Annotated in this window: 15 protein-coding genes and 2 pseudogenes; 7 read left to right on the top strand and 10 right to left on the bottom strand. The window is 39.9% G+C overall.

Translation table 11 applies throughout. The features are described 5' to 3' along the window. Nucleotides 1–312: 312 nt before the first annotated feature. Entirely contained in the window at nucleotides 313–1,872 is a 1,560-nt protein-coding gene (locus tag FHG67_RS06860) for an SDR family NAD(P)-dependent oxidoreductase (RefSeq protein ID WP_004499546.1), read from the bottom strand. A gap of 753 nt (nucleotides 1,873–2,625) precedes the next feature. Here FHG67_RS06860 and FHG67_RS06865 point away from each other — a divergent pair. Then, on the top strand, nucleotides 2,626–3,825 hold the full coding sequence (locus FHG67_RS06865) for an adenylate/guanylate cyclase domain-containing protein (protein WP_061231015.1): 1,200 nt from the start codon (nucleotides 2,626–2,628) through the stop codon (nucleotides 3,823–3,825). A gap of 88 nt (nucleotides 3,826–3,913) precedes the next feature. On the opposite strand, the gene FHG67_RS06870 is transcribed toward FHG67_RS06865, so the two are convergent. The 5 genes from FHG67_RS06870 to FHG67_RS06890 all read right to left on the bottom strand — a co-directional run bounded on the left by FHG67_RS06870 (nucleotide 3,914) and on the right by FHG67_RS06890 (nucleotide 8,674). Beyond that, nucleotides 3,914–4,705 carry a CsgG/HfaB family protein gene (locus FHG67_RS06870; protein WP_010576686.1) on the bottom strand — a complete coding sequence of 264 codons (792 nt, stop codon included), beginning with the start codon at nucleotides 4,703–4,705 and terminating at the stop codon, nucleotides 3,914–3,916. 17 nt (nucleotides 4,706–4,722) lie between these two features. After that, nucleotides 4,723–5,166 carry a proline and serine-rich protein 1 family protein gene (locus tag FHG67_RS06875; protein WP_061218366.1) on the bottom strand — a complete coding sequence of 148 codons (444 nt, stop codon included), beginning with the start codon at nucleotides 5,164–5,166 and terminating at the stop codon, nucleotides 4,723–4,725. A 65-nt stretch (nucleotides 5,167–5,231) separates the two neighbouring features. Next, nucleotides 5,232–5,495, bottom strand: a complete 264-nt coding sequence (locus tag FHG67_RS06880) for a hypothetical protein (protein WP_010576688.1) — start codon at nucleotides 5,493–5,495, stop codon at nucleotides 5,232–5,234. 669 nt (nucleotides 5,496–6,164) lie between these two features. Next, nucleotides 6,165–6,659, bottom strand: a complete 495-nt coding sequence (locus FHG67_RS06885; RefSeq protein ID WP_004499455.1) for a hypothetical protein — start codon at nucleotides 6,657–6,659, stop codon at nucleotides 6,165–6,167. Nucleotides 6,660–6,997: 338 nt separating this feature from the next. After that, the gene (locus FHG67_RS06890) at nucleotides 6,998–8,674 is read right to left on the bottom strand and encodes an acyl-CoA dehydrogenase family protein (RefSeq protein ID WP_142499711.1); all 1,677 of its coding nucleotides are present in this window, start codon (nucleotides 8,672–8,674) and stop codon (nucleotides 6,998–7,000) included. A 450-nt stretch (nucleotides 8,675–9,124) separates the two neighbouring features. On the opposite strand from FHG67_RS06890, the pseudogene FHG67_RS06895 reads away from it, so the two are divergent. Further along, nucleotides 9,125–10,028, top strand: a pseudogene (locus FHG67_RS06895) (IS110 family RNA-guided transposase); the annotation flags it as partial. Nucleotides 10,029–10,110: 82 nt separating this feature from the next. Here FHG67_RS06895 and FHG67_RS22295 read toward each other — a convergent pair. Next, nucleotides 10,111–10,569, bottom strand: coding sequence for a hypothetical protein (locus FHG67_RS22295; protein ID WP_244947482.1), 459 nt, complete (start codon nucleotides 10,567–10,569; stop codon nucleotides 10,111–10,113). Nucleotides 10,570–10,764: 195 nt separating this feature from the next. Here FHG67_RS22295 and FHG67_RS06905 point away from each other — a divergent pair, with 195 nt between their 5' ends. The 4 genes from FHG67_RS06905 (at nucleotide 10,765) to FHG67_RS22835 (ending at nucleotide 16,587) form a co-directional block, all read left to right on the top strand. Further along, the gene (locus tag FHG67_RS06905; RefSeq protein WP_172616496.1) at nucleotides 10,765–11,106 is read left to right on the top strand and encodes a Panacea domain-containing protein; all 342 of its coding nucleotides are present in this window, start codon (nucleotides 10,765–10,767) and stop codon (nucleotides 11,104–11,106) included. Nucleotides 11,107–11,952: 846 nt separating this feature from the next. Then, complete coding sequence (locus FHG67_RS06920) at nucleotides 11,953–12,588, top strand: flagellin N-terminal helical domain-containing protein (protein WP_232423651.1); 636 nt, start codon at nucleotides 11,953–11,955, stop codon at nucleotides 12,586–12,588. A gap of 157 nt (nucleotides 12,589–12,745) precedes the next feature. Continuing rightward, entirely contained in the window at nucleotides 12,746–15,784 is a 3,039-nt protein-coding gene (locus FHG67_RS06925) for a DUF2339 domain-containing protein (RefSeq protein ID WP_080634044.1), read from the top strand. A 533-nt stretch (nucleotides 15,785–16,317) separates the two neighbouring features. Then, nucleotides 16,318–16,587, top strand: coding sequence for an LA_0364 family Cys-rich lipoprotein (locus tag FHG67_RS22835; protein ID WP_080591045.1), 270 nt, complete (start codon nucleotides 16,318–16,320; stop codon nucleotides 16,585–16,587). Nucleotides 16,588–17,026: 439 nt separating this feature from the next. Here the strand turns inward: FHG67_RS22835 and FHG67_RS06935 are convergent, their stop codons facing one another. Both FHG67_RS06935 and FHG67_RS06940 read right to left on the bottom strand, forming a co-directional pair. Continuing rightward, the gene (locus tag FHG67_RS06935; protein ID WP_142499712.1) at nucleotides 17,027–18,532 is read right to left on the bottom strand and encodes an SBBP repeat beta-propeller lipoprotein, LipL53 family; all 1,506 of its coding nucleotides are present in this window, start codon (nucleotides 18,530–18,532) and stop codon (nucleotides 17,027–17,029) included. Between the two features lie 669 nt (nucleotides 18,533–19,201). After that, nucleotides 19,202–19,726: an LIC10415 family protein gene (locus tag FHG67_RS06940; RefSeq protein ID WP_002624211.1), complete on the bottom strand. Its 525-nt coding sequence runs from the start codon at nucleotides 19,724–19,726 to the stop codon at nucleotides 19,202–19,204. Here FHG67_RS06940 and FHG67_RS22840 point away from each other — a divergent pair. Further along, nucleotides 19,725–19,925 (top strand): annotated as a pseudogene (locus FHG67_RS22840) (hypothetical protein). The gene FHG67_RS06940 and the pseudogene FHG67_RS22840 overlap by 2 nt on opposite strands. A 162-nt stretch (nucleotides 19,926–20,087) precedes the next feature. On the opposite strand, the gene FHG67_RS06945 reads toward FHG67_RS22840, so the two are convergent. Continuing rightward, complete coding sequence (locus FHG67_RS06945; protein ID WP_004495768.1) at nucleotides 20,088–21,248, bottom strand: LptF/LptG family permease; 1,161 nt, start codon at nucleotides 21,246–21,248, stop codon at nucleotides 20,088–20,090. Nucleotides 21,249–21,345: the final 97 nt, after the last annotated feature.

Below are 21,345 nucleotides of genomic sequence, written 5' to 3' on the forward strand. Positions count from 1 at the left end.
TTCTAGGTTTATGGCGCTTGAGTATGGCAACTACGATATTCATTGACGGAGTTGAATATCGTTTACGGGTCTTTGAATCATTACTACTCGAACGCACGAATAGAATACTATGACAAACTTATTTCGAAAATTAGAATCTCCCTTTAAAAAGTCGGGATTTCCCGGTTTGACTTAATTTTTGAGAACTGCCGTACTTTTGCAAAACCGACCGCTTATTTTCGAGTATTATTTTCACGCGGCCGAGTAGTAGTTTCTTATTCGCCCAAATTTTCAACCGCCGAACTCACGTGAAATAAAATGTTTTCCTTTTCTTTACCAATCGATCGGAAAATAATCTTTTAAAAATTTACCGCACCAATGTTTTCCGGTGAGAATTCCGTCAAAGAACGGATCACAAACTCTTGCCGCGCCGTCGACGATATCCAATGGGGGTTGAAAATCGTGAAGATCCTGTTTTTTTTGGGATAACTCGACCGGGTCTTCGTCGGTTACCCAGCCAGTGTCGACGGCGTTCATATAAATTCCGTCTTTTGCAAAATCACTCGCGGAAGTGTGCGTAAGCATGTTCAATGCGGCTTTCGCCATATTGGTGTGAGGATGCCTGTCCTCTTTTTTGAAACGATGAAATTTCCCTTCCATCGCGGAAACGTTTACGATATGTTTTTGTCCCGTATTTTTTCTTCGCATAACGGAAACAAGGCGATTGCAAAGAACGAAGGGGGCGACTGCGTTTACAAGCTGGACTTCCAACATCTCCGAGGTCTGAATTTCACCTAATTTAAGTCTCCAACTGTTCGTTTTTCTAAGATCGATCTGTTGAAGATCCGCATCCGTTTGACCTTCGGGAAAAACCGTCTCCAATTCGAAAGAATTATCGTGGGAATACGGGATTTGGGAAAGCCGTGCCGAGGAATGGATTCCCACTCCGGGTATTTTTCCGTTCCAACTTACGGGAAGTGCGGATTCGTCGGCAAGATTCATTCCTCCGAAAGACGCAAGTTTCCGTTTGCAATCTCTATGAAGTTTTAGAAGTTGTCCCGCTTCTTTCGGTATATCATGAAAGTCTAATGATTCGAATTTCATCAAATGAGTATAGAACCCGGGAGGTCTGCGAACCGTCTGGGCCGCGTTGTTGATGAGAATGTCCAAACGATCCACGGTTTGTTCTATATAGCTCGCAAAAAGTTCCACACTTGGGGTATGTCTTAAGTCCAAACCGAAAATCTGAAGGCGATCAGACCATCTGGAAAAATCGTCTTCTTTAGAAAATCGTAATGCAGCATCGACCGGAAAACGAGTGGTCGCGATCACGGTCGCACCGGCTCTTAAAAGCATTAAGGTCGCTTGATAACCGATTTTCAGTCTAGAGCCGGTGATCAATGCGACTTGGCCGTGCAAAGACGCGGTCTGAAATCTTTTCTTATAATTTAATTCTCCACATGACGGACACATGGCGTCATAGAAAAAATGAAGCCGGGTATATTCTTTTTTGCAAATATAACAGTTGCGAGGCGAAGAAAGTTTCGGTGCGTTCTCGCTTTTCCAGATATCGGTTTGATCGGTGATTTGCAGAGGCGCCTTAAATACTGGGGTCGTTCTCGCGGTTCGGATTCCGGTCGCCGCTCTCGCTTTTCTTTCCTGAGCGACGATCTCTTTTCTTCTGGAATGTTTGATCGTTTTGTTTCGAATCCGAATTTCGTTCCGATTAGGTCTGGAAATTCTACCCGCAACGGTCATCAATGCGATTCGTTCTTTTTCGGGAATAGACGTTAGCAGTTCGGGATTTTTCGTCAATGATTCAAGAAGCCGGATACATTCTTGAATTTCATCAATGGCTAGTTTGTTTTTGCCGTTTGTTTGAGAATCGCTCATGTTAATTGTATTTACGAAAAAATTTTGAAAACGTTTGGAAATTCCATTCTACTTTCTATCCATTCCAACTATACCTCAAAAAACAAACTCTTGAGCAAGCCTATTTCCTAACTCTGCAATTCGATTGTTTCTGAATCGGAATGGGCTTGATCTAGAAGAGCGGTTCACAGCGTTTTAAAACAGAACTTTACTAATCCCTATAAAATAGAGTACTGTTCATTTGAGAACAAATCCCGCGTTTAGACGCAGAATTTGAAGCACTCTATTGTGTAGGGATGAGTAAAGCGAAGATATATTTTTTTATAAGCCCAGGGAGTCTTTGGCGATTTTTTTCTAAAAGGGTTTTTGTTTCTTCACAAACAAAGGCTTTAGAATTCCATGAATGAAAACGGGCAAATCAAAAGGTAAAAAGACGGGTTAGGTTTTATATTGTTTTGGAATTATCTTGAGAACGAATCGTTCATTGCGAAACCAAGGCAAAGATTTTTGAATATGAAAACTATTATCTTTACATTTTGTATGATTCTTTTTTGATCGATAATTCGATTCAAACAAAGAACATAGCGCAAATGACGGGTCGTTTTTCCGAATGGAAAGATTCGATGCCAACGTCTTTTTCGAAACTCTGATTCCTACGTAGTAGGGTATCGTGAATTTTAAAACGAATTCCTATTTAGGAGAGGAATTTTAGACCCTACTTTGAATAAAATCGAAATCAAAGGTCAACCGTCTAAAACAAAAGTGTAAAACCGCATGAACAATCTAAAACAAAACATAACGTTTGCAAATGATGAGGGAATGAAAAGTATTCTGAATTGGTTAACCAGCCCGGAATCCAGAGCCTTAGAAGCGAAGGAACTGATAGAAATTCTGAATCGAAAACTTATACAAGTAGGAGTTCCGGTTTGGAGATTCTTTACAAGTATTCCCACTATGCATCCCGAAGTGATGGTGCGTTCTCTCATCTGGACGAGGGGAGAGGAGACACAAGTATTATTCATTCCGCATGAGGGACTCAAGCAGCAGCAATATAAGGACAGTCCTATTTATCTCATCCGAGAGGAACAAAAGGATTTCATTCGTTGTAGGCTGACCGGTCCGGACGCGGATCTTTCGTACCCGATTTGTGTCGATTTATACGAAAAAGGAGGAACGGATTATTGTATTTTCGCTTCCGTATTCGGAACAAATATTCGAAGCGCTATGTCCTGGAGTACGGACGCTCCCGGAGGGTTTTCGGACGAACAAATCGAATTCCTGAATTCGATTCGAAACGTTCTCTGCTTACGTTTGGACCTGGAATCCAGGAAATTTGCCATCAACGAACTTTTAGAAGTATATCTAGGTTCCAATGCGTCCAAAAGAGTTTTGTCGGGAGAATTTAGAAGAGGAACCGGCGAGACGATGTACGCCGCGATTCTTTGTGCGGATTTAAGGGACTTTTCCTATTTGAGCGAAAACAATTCTCCCAAAAAAATCGTGGAAATTTTGGACAATTACTTCGAACTTACTGCGCAGCCGATTCAAGAAGAAAAAGGGGAAATTTTAAAATTCATCGGAGATGCGATTCTTGCCGTTTTCCCCGCGGAAACCGATCCGGATCAAGCCTGTTTAGCGGCTTTGAATGCCGCTCAGAAAATTAAGAATTCCGTAATACGATGGAATACGGAACATCCGGATTCCCAAATTCATTTGGGTATGGCTCTGAATGTTGGAGACGTAGTTTACGGAAACGTTGGCGCAAAAGACAGACTCGATTTTACCGTGATCGGTAACGCAGTCAATCAGGCCTTTCGGGTGGAGTCGTTGTGCAAGGATTTAGGAAAGAACATCCTTACCACCGAAGAATTTACAATCAAAGCCGGAAAAGAAAATTTTGAATTTGTAGGAGCAAAACGACTGAAAGGAATTAGCGGAGAAAGGAATATCTATTCTCCTTTGGACAAGAACTAAAGTACGATTTTTATCCAGAAGAGCGTAACCAATAGAAAGAAGAGTAGCCTATGAAAATCTATAGGCTACAAGATATTGACACCCTCGATTAATTCACACTTCCTTCTTTCCAAGCTTTCAAAGTTCCGTCCAATTCACGCGCGACCGCATGGGCCATCCCTTGCGCATACTCTTCCAGAGAATCGCTAAAGGTGCTACTGCCGGTCGGAGGGCTAATCCCCGTCATAACGATCGAACCATCCTGTGTGGAAACGAGCTTGATTTGATATTTAAGTTCGTATTGCGTTTTCGAAACTCTCTCACCTGTACTCATATCCGTAGTAAAAATATTTTTCTGTGCGAGCTTAGTGACTTCAATCATCAAAACGGCGTCAATCCCCGCCAATTTTCCCAATTCGATCGCGTTCTCTTCTACTGTGGAACCGGATAACTTCGGCTTCTTTTGATTCAGGACCGATATCAATTGATTTCTTTCGACTAGTTTATAACCGTTGTCTATAAAAGTAGAACCAAGAGTATCGGCAATTTCTAATGTTGCCGCATTCTTAGCCACAATTTCAGGGTCGATGAAGTCGCCTTTTACGGTGCGACTGTTTTTATATTCGGAACTCGCACTCGGTCCCGTAATACTCAATGCGTATGCGAAATCGCGGCCTATACCGACCGCGGATATTCCGCCCGTATTTATAGTATGTTTTGATTGAGAAGTAGTCGTAATTTCTCTTTTTAATTTAGGGTCTTGCACCGTCGGAATCACCGAAATGCTCTTTACTTGTTTCATTTTGAGCTGATTCCCTTTGAAAGCCTGCACTGAAATACAACCAGCCAAGCTAAACATTAAAGTAATCGCTAGAATAAAAATTCCTTTTGTGTTCTTCATAAATTATTATATCCTTCTTATTGTTCCGTATATTCCGTATAACAATAGCGTCCCGGTCCTTCTCCCCAGCAGACGATCTTCTTCGTCACTTTTGGGGGCTTTGGTAGCGCGGATTCTATGCCATCCAATAAACTTGCCGCGCTCTTCTTATCCTTATCATAAGAAAAACGTTCAACAATCACATATGCATTTTCAGGATCCTCGATTCGATTCCGAAGTGAAGTAAGAGCTTTGATTTTGTCCGTTGAAAAGCTAAACAAATCCATCAATTCCGCCACTTGTTCGGCGGTGAATGTCGCTCTAGAGGCTTCCGATTTCAAAACCGACAATTTGCCATCACTAAAACCTTCTTTATCGATTCGGCCTTTGATATTGGCGAATGTACCATGGTTCACAGCAGCTACCGAAAAATTAACTATCAGAACGATAGCAATCGTTACTACTTTCTTTAAAATATTCATTTTTAGTTTCCTTTGTGTCTTAGTCAAATTTGATCCGAATTTACCTAGGAACTTTAAACTATTCCTTATTCGACTTTCACTTCTCCGTTCTGAATTACAATCTTATCGCTCCCCGCAGCTTGAAAACTGCCAAGACCGGAAATACGAACCGTACATTCTCCGCAGATACTGCTCAGTTTCTTCCCCGGATTTAAAACCTCATCGTGTTTTGTACCCGCATCATCATACTGAATTCGATACGAACTCTTGTCCTTATTTACTATATCCACCGCAAAGATAGAATTAAAAAATAGTAATATACTAACCAACAAAATGTTTTTTTTCACCATAGACCGCCTACAAAATTTTAACCAGAGTGACTCAAACAAAGCACAGAGTCTATGATTTTTTGATTCATTTGCCCCCATGGATAACTCATATTATAGTTTGAGAGATTTATCTCTCCCGAACCATTTATAATCGATATTATAATAACGTGAGTTCAGCGTAAGAAAGTTTGGGGGAATAAGAAACTAAAGTGCAACGACTCGCTATGGGCGTCGTCGCAGCTCGCGAATTTCATAGATAATGGCTCGCGACCCGCGCTTTAACTCAATGCTCTCCCTACGGTCGAAACATATAATCGCTTTCGTATTTTGTTGTACCGAACTCACGTTAAATACCTAATTCCTTTACGGTGTGAGTTCCTTCGAACGGCTTCAAAAATGCTCCCCAAAGCGGTTTCTCTTTACAACAATGTTAGACCGCATGAGTCGCTTCTCTTTGAGACACCTAGTTCATTCGAAAATAAATTTACTAAAAATAAGAGAAACAATGGTCAATAGAATGAAACTCAGTGTTTCGCTCTCCACAGATCGCTTATCTCAGCTATGCTTGAGAAACAACGCATTTGCTTCGCGGCGTATGTTTGTTTCGTTTCTATTGACACTCTACGGATTTTAAAATTCCGTAAAACAACGATGCGAACTTCTTAGACAACGCCGCGGTTCGCAGACTCTTCAGGTGAGGTTATTTAAAGAATCGCCGATCGCGCGTTCGATTCTCTTGGCGTCAACCCGATCTGTGATCTTATCGATGATTGTGATTTCTTTTCCGTTATACAATATGCAGGAAACGGAATGATATTCGGCGGAGTATTCGGAAGAAGAGTCTCTCTCGGAGCTTGTATAAGCGGTTTTGATATCTTTTTTACGGATTGTCTTTTTCCATTTTGTAGGAATGGGAGACGGATAAACGGTCACAAACCACGCATCGATCGAAACATTCGTGGAATTGAATGAATTATGAATCGAAGAATAAAGGATGAAACCGGGAATCGCCAAAATAAAAAGCGTAAATACGGATTGTTCCGAAAAATCGAAATCGATACGATCTAAAACGACACCGCCGATAAATAACGAGGAAGCAAAAATTCCGAGCAAGGACGTATATTGAAATCGATCGTAAGAATATACGATCTTGTTTCGTTTTTTTCTAACGGTTATTTTGCTCATTGTTTCGGATTCATTTTTTGAGAATCTATTTTGAAGTCAATCCGAGAATATGAATTCAAGTTACGATCGAATTGGCTCTTTTTGAAAAGCATCGGAGAATTATAGTTCTGTATCTTTTTTACTACCGATCCCTACCTACGGGAATAAGGATCGAAAACGCACGTTTCAAGCGGTTAGTGAATAGGGTTTAGAGCTTTACATACAATAAACGTATGTGTTCCAAAAAGACGAAATTTTTTACTTGCAAAAAGTATAATTTTATAAAATAGAAACTCTTGGTTTCAACACTCCATTCTAATTTTCGAATGGAGTATTTTCGTTTTTTACCCTAACGATCATCACCCCGCCGCGTATTGGTCCATTAGAGATTTTGCAATTACTCTCAGAGCCATCACTTCTTCGGCGCCTTCGAAGATGGAGAATACTCGGGCGTCCACAAAATAACGGGAAACCGCGTATTCTTCCGCATAACCCATTCCACCGTGGATTTGCATTGCTTCTCTTGTCACCCATTCGGCGACTTTGGAAGCGTAGAACTTGATCAAAGTGGCTTCCATCTGGCCTTGGTGATTATCCAATAAGTTGGCTACGTGATTTGCAAATTGACGGGAAGCCTGTAGAATCACCGCCATTTTCGCTATCTTGTATTTCGTTAAGTTGTATTCGTAGATCGGTTTTTGAAATACGGATCTCTCTTGCGCGTAACGAAGAGCGGCTTCCAATGCGGCTTGCATCACACCGTGAGCGCGGGCCGCGGTCTGGATCCTTCCGCCCGCAAATCCTTCCATCTGGAAGTAAAATCCTTTTCCTCTTCCCGCTTCTCCGCCTAACAAATTTTCTGCGGGAACAAAGTAGTTGTCAAAAGAAACTTCGAAAGAATGCATTCCTCTATAACCGATGGTTCCGATCGCTTTTCCTTCTATCTTACCGCCTGTCGGTTGAGTGTAAGTAAATTCGTGACCGGTAAAACTCGGCTTTTCCGCAAGTAGAATGGAAAGCCCTTTGTGTTTCAAGGAAGGATCGGGTTCGGTTCTACAGAGAATTAACAGAAGATTCGCATAACCCGCAAACGTACACCAGGTTTTAACACCATTGATGACCCAACCACCGTTAGACGGTTTTGCGGTAACGGAAACACCGGCAACATCCGAACCGTAATTCGGTTCGGTCACCATGATCCCGGCCATTCTTTCCCCGGACGCAAGAAGTGGAAGCCACTTGTCTTTTTGTTCCTGGGTTCCTCCTTTCAGAAGAGCCTTGGACATGATTTCCGGTCTGGTGATGAGAGAACCCGCAATTCCCAATCCTCCTCTGGAAAGTTCTTCGGTGACGACGAGCATGGAAAGATTGTCCGGTTTGTCGTTCGGTTGGATTCCGCCGTATGATTCCGGAATACAAAGACCGAAACATCCCATATCTTTCAACCCGCTGATAATGTCTTCGGGAATGATATCGTCGTGTCTATGGACGTGTTCCGCATGAGGTATGACTACGTCTTCCGCAAACTTCTTAAACGTTTCACGAAACATTTCATGGTCTTCATCCAGACCGTATGCTCCGAAATGACCTTTGGCAACGATCTTGTCCGCGATCTGGTTGTAATTTTGGATCGCCATCGCGCTTTCTAGAAATTGATTGATTTCGTCGTTGAATATTTTGGAAACCAGACTGGAAGCTTTGATTCCGTACTCGGAAGGTCTGGAACTGATTTCGGAACGAACGTGGTTCACGGTTTCCGCCGCAAATACAATGGCCATTTCCTGTTCGAGATCCCCCGTGCCCCGTGCCGCGTCCCAAGCGTATTCGATGAACTTTTCCGCGATTTTTTGTTCGGAAGTAAGCCAGGCGATTTGGTATTGAACGAGTTGGTTTTCGTCCATCTTGTCAACGGAGACTTTACCGTTTACATTGCAACGTGCTGCAAGTGCTTTCGTAACTTCTTCGATCACTCCTGCGGAAACGGAAAGTGCTTTTTTCGCGGTCGCTTGATCTGCGACGGTATTGGTTGCGCTCATGGGTTTTTAATCCTGAAGTAAAAAATTCGAATCTGAAACCTACAAAATCACGACTTCTACCCCTGTCATTTGCTTTTTGAGCGAACCTTCTCGGGGAACATGCAACTTCGAAATCAAAGCCAAATGTTCATTTTGTCGAAAGACGTCCAAAAAATCACAGGCCGCATTCCGTTCTGAAAAGCCAGAACGGAACCGCGCTTTCCGCTCCAGTCAAGAAATTGAGATCTGCGGAAATCGAAGATATACGGTGAAAGCAATTTCTTGACTACACCGAACGATCCTTAGATTAGTATGATTCTTGAACGTAAGACAGCTCGAAGTGTGATATTCTTGATTCGACGGAGTCAAGAAGGCCGGTGGAGTAACTCAGCATCTCGCTTCCTAACTCAGCGGATGCCTCTCCGAACTCAGATCTCACTCCCTATGGGTCGTTCAATAGATCGGCATCCAGGTCGTTCGATTGGATTTCAATCTTTTAGAATTGCAAAATCAATACTCAACTCAAGTAATTGTCCTAAATCCCGGCGACTTAGCAATGATCTATCAATCTTTAAAAAAGACCGATAAAGAAGACAGTTTAAAAATAGCCAGACTCATTCAACGATATCCAAAAGAAGAGTTACCGGTTGTTCCAATTCCAACCGACGAAGAGGAAGACAATCGAAGACTTTGCACGGAACATGAGAACTGGACCAAACAACTAACGCAAGGAAAGAATCGACTTCACAGTTTATTCACTCAAGCAGGTTTGACTCATATTACCAAAAAGCATTTAAGAACAAAAACATCCAGAGAAGCTTCTGTAACTTTACTTCCCGATCGATACAAAAAGGAAGCGGAACGAATCTTAAAGGTTTTAGATTTAGTCGCACTAAATCTAAAACTCATAGAAGAAGAAATTAAAGAGGCTCTGAAAAAGAATCAGAGTTACATTCAAACGATCATGTCCATGCCTGGGATCGGTATAATTACTTCTTTGGCGATCATGAGCTACATGGGAGATTGTAAAAGATTTTCATCCGCAAAACAAGCAGCCTACTATTCAGGCTTGGTTCCGAGAGTTGACATTTCGGGAGATACGGTTCGATACGGAAGAATTGTATCTCGTGGTTGTCATGCAATTCGAAGGGTGATTGTTCAGGCGGCCTGGAGTTTGGTCCGTTGTCAGCATGGCGGTAAGATAAAAGAATTCTACGAAAGATTATATGTTAAAAAAGGGGCTAAAAAGTCGATCATAGCGACTTCACGCAAAATGATCGAAGTTCTTTATACAATGATTCGAACGGGAAATCTTTTTGATTCTATGCCCGAAGAAGAATTGAATCGAAAGTTAGCTCAATATGGTCTTATGTAAAAAAAATAACGGGAGGGCTTGACACAAGAAACATAGGAGAGAGGCATCCGGAAAGGAAAAGAAATCGAATTAGGATCATCTATCAAAAAATCATTGTACCACTTGTCGGATATTCTCTTCTGATTAAATAAACCTGTCTCGCGCCAATAGAAGCGAGACGCTGAGTTTCTTCTCGCGCCAATAGAAGCGAGACGCTGAGTTTCTTCTCGCGCCAATAGAAGCGAGACGCTGAGTTTCTTCTCGCGCCAATAGAAGCGAGACGCTGAGTTTCTTCTCGCGCCAATAGAAGCGAGACGCTGAGTTTCTTCTCGCGCCAATAGAAGCGAGACGCTGAGTTTCTTCTCGCGCCAATAGAAGCGAGACGCTGAGTTTCTTCTCGCGCCAATAGAAGCGAGACGCTGAGTTTCTTCTCGCGCCAATAGAAGCGAGACGCTTTAGTTTCACAAAAATGTGGGAACTCCCACAGATTTTGTCTCTTTGACGGTTCTTTAGAAATTTTATCCAATGTAAGAGTTTTTACAAAAACCGTCGCATCGGGCATTTTCAAGCAATTCTAAAATCGACTCAGTTTCATAGGAATTCCTACATTTTGAGGTTTTGGGGCAAACTCTTAAAAAAAGTTGCTGTCAATGCCGACAGAAATATTATATTTACCAAACAAATGTATGGTATTATTTTGGAATTATAAACTGAGAATCAATGGATTAAAATTCAAAATGCGATCGCCTTCCTTGCTGTGAGCTTTAAAGAAAAAGCGGGACGACCAATATCTCAAACGTTTTTATATAAACTTCTTGCATATGTAGATTTTACCTCCCTCAAAAAATATGATATTCCTACGCTTGGGCTAAAATATGTAGCAATGGATAGAGGTCCAGTTCCGATTGAAATTTATAATGAAATCAAAGAACAAAATAAATTTATCACTTTTGAAGTTATCGATAAAAAAACAGAAACTTATTCAATGAAATTAATCGAACCTCTTATAAAAGCAGATCTTGATTACTTCAATCAAGATGATGTGGATATGATGCGTTCGATTATAAATGAACATGTGAACGATTCTTCAACGGCTTGAAGATATCTCAAATCGATCACATGATGATATAAAATCTTGGCAAAAGGCTTATTATGGCAACGGTCCAGATTCACCAATGGATTATGCCGATGAATTTGAGTCTTTGGAAAATCTTCCTCATAAAGTAGAACTATTTCTACTTTACAAAGAATTAAAAAAATAAACATTAGTAATCACTAATGTTAGTGATACCGCATACCTATAGATGGGATGGCTATGTGTTTCATCAGTATGCCGGTGAGAATAAAGCATCTGTATTGGAAAAAATGGCATTTTATCCGAGTTATCTTATTTCCACTTAGCTACAACAACGACCTCGTATCATTCAGATAAAATTTCTCAAAATGCATATTTCAAAATTGATAAAGATAAATACGCATTTTTTGATTCGGATTGTTTTATCTACTTTCAAGAGAGGATATTTACTCTTCAACAAATTGAAATTGAACAACATAAAGAAAAAATTGAATTTAAAGGCATTATTAATTTAGATGACATGCGAAAAATTTATTTAGGTTATTGGTTTTATAAAACTATTCCGCCCATAGATTTAAGAGAGATAAAATTTTCTTTGGAGAATATTGGAGTAAAAAGTTTACCGGATCCTAAGAAAAACTTATAATTTAAATGTATATAAAGTTATGATTCCGAAATTTCCTTCAAAAAGTATGGGACAAGCTACGGGAAAATCACGCAAAAGTCTAAACACCGTTAAAGAAACGGTTTCTGTGAGAACCTACAAATTTTCCCCGAATTGTAGGAGAATATCTTAAGAGAATTGGATAAATCACCGAAAGGTCCGATATGAATCACATCAGAATTGCTTGATTCTTTTGTTCTCTTTTTCTGATTAACGTGTGTTCTATTTCGTGCTCTCTTATAGAAAGGCGCTTTTCGGAAAAGGATCTCTCGTTCACTCGAATTCTGGAAGCGCGTAGTTTTTTACAAAGGTTAGAAATACATCTCGGAGTAATCACCGAGATTGTACAAAAAAATAGGGTGTTGGCCGTTCAAAGTGCTAATGGAATCTATTCGTATGAAGACCGCAATCAATTGGACTTACAATTTCAGGAATTACTCAAAGAAATCTGTAGAATTCGTGAAAGCGCGAAATTCAAAAAAAGAGCTTTGTTGGATCCTGAAAATCCTTCCTGGCCGAGGAATATGTTCCTTCAGATTGATCCTCACGATTATTCGATTCTATTCCCATTGCCGGAATTGAAACCTGAAAAATTCGGAATTCTTTCGTGCAATTCAAAAGACTTTCAAAGTACACTGAATGTGAAAACGGCGGTTTCCGCGGATCGTTCTATCGGTTCTATGGATTATGCTCTTTCGATCTTAAGCTTTGAAAGAGCTAGAATTGGCGTTCTGTGGGAGCGGTTGGAATATAGCGAACGTTTGCAAGAATCTTTAATTGAATCCTTTTCGAAGACAGATTCTTCGTATCTTCTACAAGAAACTCAAAAAATCTTCGATTGAATATTGTTTTGGAAGATTTAGAATTGAGGGAGTTGTACATTTAAGATTACTCCCAAGTTTGAAAATTTTGTGGGAGTTCCCACATTATTTTGCTTTCTTTTCCGAATGAGTTTCAAAAAATCTTCGGTTTCGAGTCGTATAACGAGGCGAGGCAGGATTGATTTTGGAAATCGAGAAAATACAAAAACGTTTGGACGAACTGGAACAAGAAATCGTATCTCTCAAAAAAGAAATCCTCGCGCATACTCTGAAAAAAACAAAACAAGAAACGGATTCCCGGTCAAACTCTCAGCCGATCCAATTCACCACACCAATCGAATCAGTCGCAGCGCCAATTGAAAAATTTAGAAGTCGCGAATGGGAACTTTTTTGGGGAGGAAATCTTTTAGGCAAATTCGGATTGGTTTCGATTCTTCTCGCAAGCGTATGGCTCATCAAATTCGCATTCGACAATCGATGGGTAAACGAGTCCGGTCGAATTTTGATCGGACTGTCGATCGGATTCGGAGTTTGTTTTGCGGGACTTCGATTGGCCGTAAAAAAATACCGGGTTCTACCGGAGTCGGTTTTAGGAACCGGATTTTCGATCGTCTATTTGAGTTTGTTCGGCGCGTATTATTACTACGATTTGTTCTCCCTCTCCGAAACCTTTTTATACCTTGTTCTGTTAGGCGTATTCTCCTCCGGCCTGGCTTATTGGATCCGTAAGGAGATCCTTTATCTTTTCGCGTTAGTCGGTTCGGTATTATCCCCCGTTCTGATTTCTCAAGGGGAAAATTCCTATCAATTCCTATTCAGTTATTTATTTTTTTTGAATATACTACTATTCTTAATTTCTAGAAAAGTATCTTGGATCGTATCCTCTTTCCTATTATTGGCCGCCAACTTCGTATTGTATTTTTTATGGTCGATAGAAAATGCCAAACGAAGCGGATTTTTGATTCCCTTCCTATTTATCAATGTGACGTATCTGTTGTTCGTTTACGGAAATGTTTTCTTTTTTCCGAAACTTTCGCAAAGGAACGAAAATTCGGGCGGCGTATTTCCTAAGTGGAATCGGATTTTTTATCCCGTCTTTTTAGTTTTAAATTCCTTATGTTTCGGATATACGGGGTACTTGCAACTACGGGAATTTTACCCGAATTTAAGTCCGCATTTTATGTTGTTCGGGGCCGTTCTTTTTTCGTTATGGATCTTACTCAGTCGAAAAAAGTCGGAATTTTTTTCAGCATCGGAACGCGTGATTTTCGAAACGATCCATTTATATCTTCTCTTAGGATTTACTTTCGCGGCGCTTTTGGACTTTTCGGAGGGAAGTTGGCTTACGTTTTCCTGGATCGCCTTCGCCGGTGCTATTTCTCTGTTGAGTTCAAACTCTGAGAACGTACAAATCCGAACTCTTTCGCAGGGTTTCTGGATTGCGGCTTTGTTCAAATTGTATTTTTTCAATTCAATGGACGACGTGAATCGATTGTTTTTATTCAACGAAAGATTTGCGTTGTATCTTCTCGCATCCGTATTTCTTTCCGGAACGTACTACATTCAAAAAAACAAGAACTCTTCGAAGTTCGATCGGGGATTTATATATATGGGAATTTTCACTCTTATTCTAGGCACTTTGACGGACGTTTATCACACCGTTCACAACGAACATTACAGAAATTTAGGATATTCTTATGTTCTTGCCTTTTACGCCTCTTTGTTCCTTTTTACGGGATTCAAATACTCGTTCAAATCCCTTAGAATCGCGGGAGCGCTCGTGTCCATGATATTGGTCGGGAAATTATATTTTTATGATATATGGACGATGAGTAAGATTGTCAGAATCATCGCAGGGTTTACTCTCGGTCTCGGTTTTATTCTTATCAGCGTTTATTATCAGAAGTTTAAGGAAAAACTCGCAAACTATCAGAATTCATCCGGTTTTTTACTGCTTTTGTTTGTTCTATTCTGCTCGTTCGTCGTTTCCCCTTTTTCCCCTTTGGAGGCCGAAACAATCAATACGAAAGGTTATCGGTATTATAAGGAAATTAAAATTCCGAAAATCTCTCGCAAGGGCGTCGCGGAGGAAGATAACGTATTTTACGGTAAGATCAAATTGGACGAGGATATCGTCAGACATTCCGGAATCAACGATAGACGGATCGTTCATAACGGTCGTGCGATCCCGTTTATTTCGCGGAACACTTTCGCAAATTCAAACGACGCCGGAGAGGTCGGAGTGAAACTTCTTTTCGAAGAGAAAAACGAAGACGATAACAATAGAATTTACGTATTAAAACTTCCTAAAGTTCCCGTTAAAGCCCAATATTCTTCGATTCTCGTTCAAGGACTCGGAGAATACGAGGTGAATGGAAAAATCTATCTGGGAAAAAATCCGGAAGATTGGAGACTCGATTCGGAGTTCAAAGTCTACAATTATTCCGAAGGAAACGCTTCCAATCAAATTCCATTCGAAGCGCAACAAAAGGAAACTTACGTTCGGATCGAAACCGATTCTGATGTCCGTTTAACGTTTCTCAAAGCGACTTACAAACCGATTATCGAAAGAGCGGAATTCAAAAGAGTTTTGGAAAAAACCGATTTAGAATTCGGTTTTAACGCGGATACGAGATCGAGCGTTTTCTATTTTAGGAATCCCATGAAAATTCCGATTCATAGAGCGTTTCTGTTCATCAAGGAAAAGAAATTCGAACGCAAGGTAAACGTATTCTTTAAAAATTCCTCCAAGGAATTCGAGTTGCTCGGACACCGTATCATATTCAATAAATCGAATGGATCTTCGGATACGAATTTGGTCTTTTCGAAGCCGATTTCTTCCGAACTTAAATTGGAAATTTTCGACGGAGACGACGATCCTTTGGCTTTGGAAAAAATGGAAATTTTTACCCTTCAAGAGGAAATCGTTTTTCCGTTACACTTGGAAACGGATCAAGAAGTTCAGGACTTGAAAATTTTTTACGGAAATCCTTACGCGCAGCCCGTCGAGTTCGATTTCGAAAAAACGTTTTCTGAATCCGTATTTCAAAACGAAGCTTTGATTCAAGAAGAGCGTGAAAACGAAAATTTCGGTTATTCGATGGGAGAGCCTCCCGTTTCCACTTGGATCATTCGCATATTCTTTTTTCTAGGATTAACGATTTTGGCTTTTTTAACGTATAGGGTCTTTCGTTTTAAAGTTTCTGTGGAAACTTAGAACGCACAACCAATCCCATAAGTTGAAAAAGATTTTGGAATAGAGCTGTTGAAAAATTAATTTCTTTATCCATTTCCGCTTCATTGAAATGGACGTTTGAAGCGGTTTTGTTAATCTGAATCATGGAATTTTTCAACAACTCTAATGATAAGGATCAAAGGCCGTATTTTTCAAGCGTTCCGACAAGGCAAGAGTAAGGCCTTTTACTTGCAAAAAGTATGATTTTCTGATAGAGAAAAATCTCCCGAGTCTTCCCGCCTCCTCCAAACTCAATGATTTGCTCCCTACGGGTCGTTCATCACCCTCCACCCAAAATTAGGGAGGGGCGTAAGTTTCACAGAGGATTTGTCGGAATTCCGACAGATTTATCTTCGGATCCGAGTATTTGGTGGGGTTATGTTAGAGAATAACACTTTAATTTCTTATTCGCCCAAACTTTCTCACGCCGAACTCACGTTAAATTATAGAATTTTTAATAACTCTAATAAATTTTAGTTTGCAATTTAAAAGAATATTATGAATTTTAAAATATTATGAAAAAATTATTAATCTTATGCCTATTGTTTGTCATTCACTGTAATGAGCATGCTTCGCCTAGACAAAAATGTTATGAAGAAAATGCGTGTTCAAGTGCCGGCAAGCTTTGCTTACTGGGTGCCGCTCTAGCGCAAGATTTCTTAAAAGTTAGCTCGACCTCGGACAAAACCCAAAATCCCGATTTCATAATTTTATCTAGTCCTTTAATTTGTGGTAATGCCAAACAGAACTGTGTAAATAATTGTAATGCTAATCATCCTTTTTAAAAAGGAAGGGAAGTTGAGTCTCGCAAAAATTAAAGTAGCGAAAGGTCGAATCAATATAACAAAAAACCGATATGTTCCGCGAGAAAACAATGAGATAAGGAAGATGAATATAAAAATTGTTCAGGATTTGACAATGTGGTTTTGAGTTAGATGTGTAAAGTATGTATGGGTATTCTCACCTTAACAAATATGCTTAACTTCGAATAAAGTATATTATATAAAAAGAATATATCATTCTCTTATCAATAAAGAAATAATGCGAAGCTTGATTTTTCGAAGAAAAATAGCTCATTTATTTTTAATGATTTCCTAACGAATCGGGAAAAGTTGCGCATAACCGTCGATCGAAATACCTCCGGAGCATATATGGTTTCGAAAGGTGTTTCAGATGATTTAATTCAAGAGATTACAATCTGAAAAGTTCGACCGTGGAAACGAATTATCTGAATTTCATGAGGAAAAGATCCATGTTTCCTCCTATGACTTGATAATCCTTCTCGTTATTGTCTGTAATTCCGGTAGAATAAAGATTTCCATCCAAATCGATTCCGATTCCTCCGGAGTAGAAGGTTTCCCCGGGAGTGCCGATTTGACGTATCCATTCGACTTGTCCGATAAAATTATGTTTAGTCAGAAAAATATCTTGGTTCCCTACTAATTTACTGCGTTCATTGATTGTATTTCCAGAGGTTTGGCCTGTTGTAAAGATGTTTCCAACGCTATCGGTGGCGATTCCGGTGATTTTAGTTGATTTTCTATATTCGTGCGGTCCAAATTGTTTGATCCATCTTTGAGCACCGTCGAAGTCATATTTCATTAAAAACCCGCGAGTGTTCGTCCTTTGGCTTGTTTCGGATTCTAAATCTATGTCGCTTTGTCCTCCCACTAAGACGTTTCCGAATGGGTCTACAGCAAGAGAGTGGGGTATTACACTATCTGAGTAGATAATCGATTGAGCGAAGAATTCTTGATTCCCGTTTTCGTCGAATTTAAGAATAAAAAGATCCCTAGGTCCTGGACTGATATGATTGAGAGTGGTATTGGTTCTAAAATTTGCGTTGACTGACGTTCCTGCTACGTAAATACAATCTGCGTTTTCGTCGAAGGCGACTTTTTTCGGAAAGATACTGGCTCCGGGTATCGAGATTTGTTTTACCCAAATTTGGTTTCCGTTAGTATCAAACTTAATAATAAACCCACCGTTAAGGTTACCCACTGCGTTGTCTCCGAAAGGTCCGTCTGAGATTCCAACTACATAAGAATTTCCGAATTTATCTACGGTGATCCCTTCTGTAAAAACGTTATAAGTATTGTAAACTCCTTTGGCTCTTTTGGGGCCCGCCTGTTTTTTCCAGGCTATTGTTCCGTCCGGATTGAACTTAACTACGAACATATCTTGTTTTTCGGATATAAGCGCTTTTTCGAAAGGGCCGTTTGTATAACCGGTTACGTACGCGTTTCCGTTAATGTCAGCCGCAGTACCGGTGACCTTCAGGCTTACGTTTCGAACTCCGACTCGTTTCATCCAAAGTTCGTTTTGCCCGGAATCAAATTTTTTAAGAATGATATCTTGGGTCCCGATTTTTGATTCGTCGCCAATAAGATTGCCTTTCGAATTGGCCGCGATATAAATGGAACCTTCCCCATCGATTGCGACATCCGGTTCCCCGACAATTTCAGTAGGAATTTCGAGTAGTGAAACCCATTCTAAAGCAGGCGGATTTTCACCAAAAGCGGTGGGAATTTCCTCGATGACAGCTAAGTTTTCATCAAAAACGACAGGATTAAGGTTCTCTTCTTCTGGAGTTGAAGTAATCGAATTCTTATGAAAATTAGAATTCCCTTGAGCTAAAGGAATCAGAAAGAAGTTGTTCGTTTTTGCATCGGACGTAGGCGAACAAGCTTGAAATAAGAATATAAAAAAAAGAATCAAAAGATGTATCATAATTTTCCTTAACACTCAGTATACTTTCTATTCTTCGATTCAGAAAGGTCCAAGGTTTTTTAAAAGGAAACTCTGGGAAGAGTAGGGTGTTTTACCCTATTTGAAAAAAGAATAGGAAATGAGCGCTTCTTTATAAGTCATTGGAATTTGATAAGTTCTTTAGTAAATATCCGATCTATCGAACGATTCATAAAGAGTGAGATGCTTTAGTTTCCTCGAACGATTTATAAGGAGTGAGACTTTAGCTCAGGAAAGTTCTGCGCTCTGAAGTTCAGGGAGCGATAAGCTTTAGTTTCACGAAAATGTAAGAACTTTTTAGATATTACTCATCTTTACATAATAGAGTGTCTAAAATTTCACGTCTAAGCGCGGGATTCGTGCTAAATTGACGGTACTCTATTTTATATAGATTTTAGTAATAGAGTTGTTGAAAAATTAATTCTCTATCCATTTCTGCTTCATTGGAATGGATGTTTGAAGCGGTTTTGCTAATCTGAACCATGAAATTTTTCAACAACTCTAATGGGAAATTTAAGTCTTAGGGTGGGATAGGCGGAAACGTAGATACGTTATGCGATCCTTGGGAAAGTTAGGGCCCGAAGTTTGCAAAATTAGAACCCAGTTTGTGGTAGAGGGGAGCGGGAAAAATATTAATTTTCCTGCTCTTTTTTATTCTTTAATTAATCTCTCGATCGCTTTTTCCGAGAATTGTTTCATGTGAACATTTTTACCGCTGATAGTTTCCAAAGACTTGGAAAAGTTATCCCGGTCTTTTAATATTCCGATGGAAAAAATATTTTCGGATTCTACTTCTAAGTTACGAATCGCATCCGTGAGTTTATTTTTCTTTTCCTGAGTTTGCTCTTTCAAAACGGCCTGATCGATGTCTGGGTTTTCTGCAAGTTCTCTAAACAAAGGTGTTTCACCGAACAGAATGTTTATAAGCTCGCTGTTCGGCGTATTCCCTTCGTTTAAAATACCGAGTTTCATTTGTTCACGGCTAAATTCTCCTTGAAGACTAGCAAGGGTTTCCTGAATTTTCAGATAACGGGACGTGAGTACCGAAGAAAACTCCGTTTTGTCCAGACTGCCTCTCTCGTCTTGAGTGGGCAGAGCTCTGGCGCTAACGGAAGACCGTTTGTCGCGGATAAGTTTTTCCGCAGAACTGATCAGATTTGTGAGTGGAACGTCCATGTTCTTTCCTCCTCTTCAGAATTCAAGATCCGGAAAGAATACCGACATCATATGAATTTTTAGTAGGGACTTCTTTTCTGAAATACCCTATGTCGCATCAAAGATCTTACTTCTGGAGACAATCTAAACTATATATCGGAAGGTATACGGGAAAGAAATGAATTTTTTTTCCGAAATTATAAAAAAAATCAATTCGTAGTTAAGAAGTTCGCGTCTTGAAATACCTTCGAATACCGCTTCTCATACTTTAAAAAAAGATTTTAAAAGGAATGATTTTTATTGTAAATAGCCTTTTGTTGCTCGTGTTTTATTGTAAACTAAAACTCTGGTTTTAAGGCAAGTTGTAAATTGGGTGAAGATTTTAAAGATTCATACGACGAAACATCCAGAAACACAACCCCAAAAACAAACTGGGAGTGATCCAAACTCCTACGAAAGGCGGTATAACTCCGTTTTCTCCTAGGGATTTGCCCGCGGAATTGAATATATAATAGATCAAGACCACTCCTATCGTGATTCCTAAAGATGCGACTCCCGCGGTCTTTTTGGTAAAATAGCCCGCGATCGTTCCGATCAAGGTTACGATGATCGTCATCATAGGCAACGCAAATACGGAATGTTTTTCGGTAAGAACGTCTCCGTAAGAAAGGCCTTTTTGAATTCTTCTTTTTTCCTCTTCTTTCAATTGAAAGAGATTCATTTCTTCCACCGAACCTGCGGGAACTTTAAAATAGGTGGGATCTTCGGGAAGTTCGTATTCTTTTTCCTCGAAAGATTCCTGAGAACTGAGTTTTAAGTCGTTATCGAAATGCCACTCTTCCACCTTCTTCATCGTCCAGAGTTTTGTTTCGTAGTTGTACTTTGCTTTTAAGGAAGAAATTACGGTTTCCGGTGATCCGTCGGTCCGGAGTCGAATGTAATTGAATCCGCCGTTGATTTCGTCCTTATTGGGATCGTAAAAATACAAATAATAAAAACCTTCCTTCCCCTTCACATGAAATTGATACACGCTGTTTGCAAGAGTTCCCATTCCTTCCGTAAGAATATCGTGTTCTATCTTTGCCAATTTATTGACCGGTCTTACGACGAGTTCCGTCGTAAGAAGCATCACGATCCACATTAAAATTCCGAACATGATAAGCGGCGCCACGATTCTGAAAAAAGAAACTCCCGCAGCCATCATAGATACGAGTTCTTTATTCACGGAAAACTGGCCGACGGTAAAGCAGATCGAAAACATCAAAGACATTGAAACGACGGTAGTGGATATGATTTTTGGAAGACTGTAGACCAAAAAAAGAGCTACGTGATATCTGGGCGCTTTTGTGGCCGTGAAGTTTCTCATGTTGTCGTTTACGAGAGAAAGGAGCATGATTCCGGTGAGCAGAATTACGGTTCCGATAAAGATCTTGAAGAACTCTCCGAATAAATATCGATCCAAAATTTTAAGGGGAATAAATTCCTGTTTCCATTTGTGGAAAAAGTTTTTGAGCGAATGAGACTGGAAAGGAATTGCGAACATATTCTTTTTTTAGAAATTTGAGGTTATCTTGACAAGGTTTTCGTAAATGCGATCCCTTGGTTTATTTTTTGAATACGATCGAATGTGCAAAGCAAAT

This window comes from Leptospira weilii, assembly GCF_006874765.1.
GTDB lineage: Bacteria > Spirochaetota > Leptospiria > Leptospirales > Leptospiraceae > Leptospira > Leptospira weilii.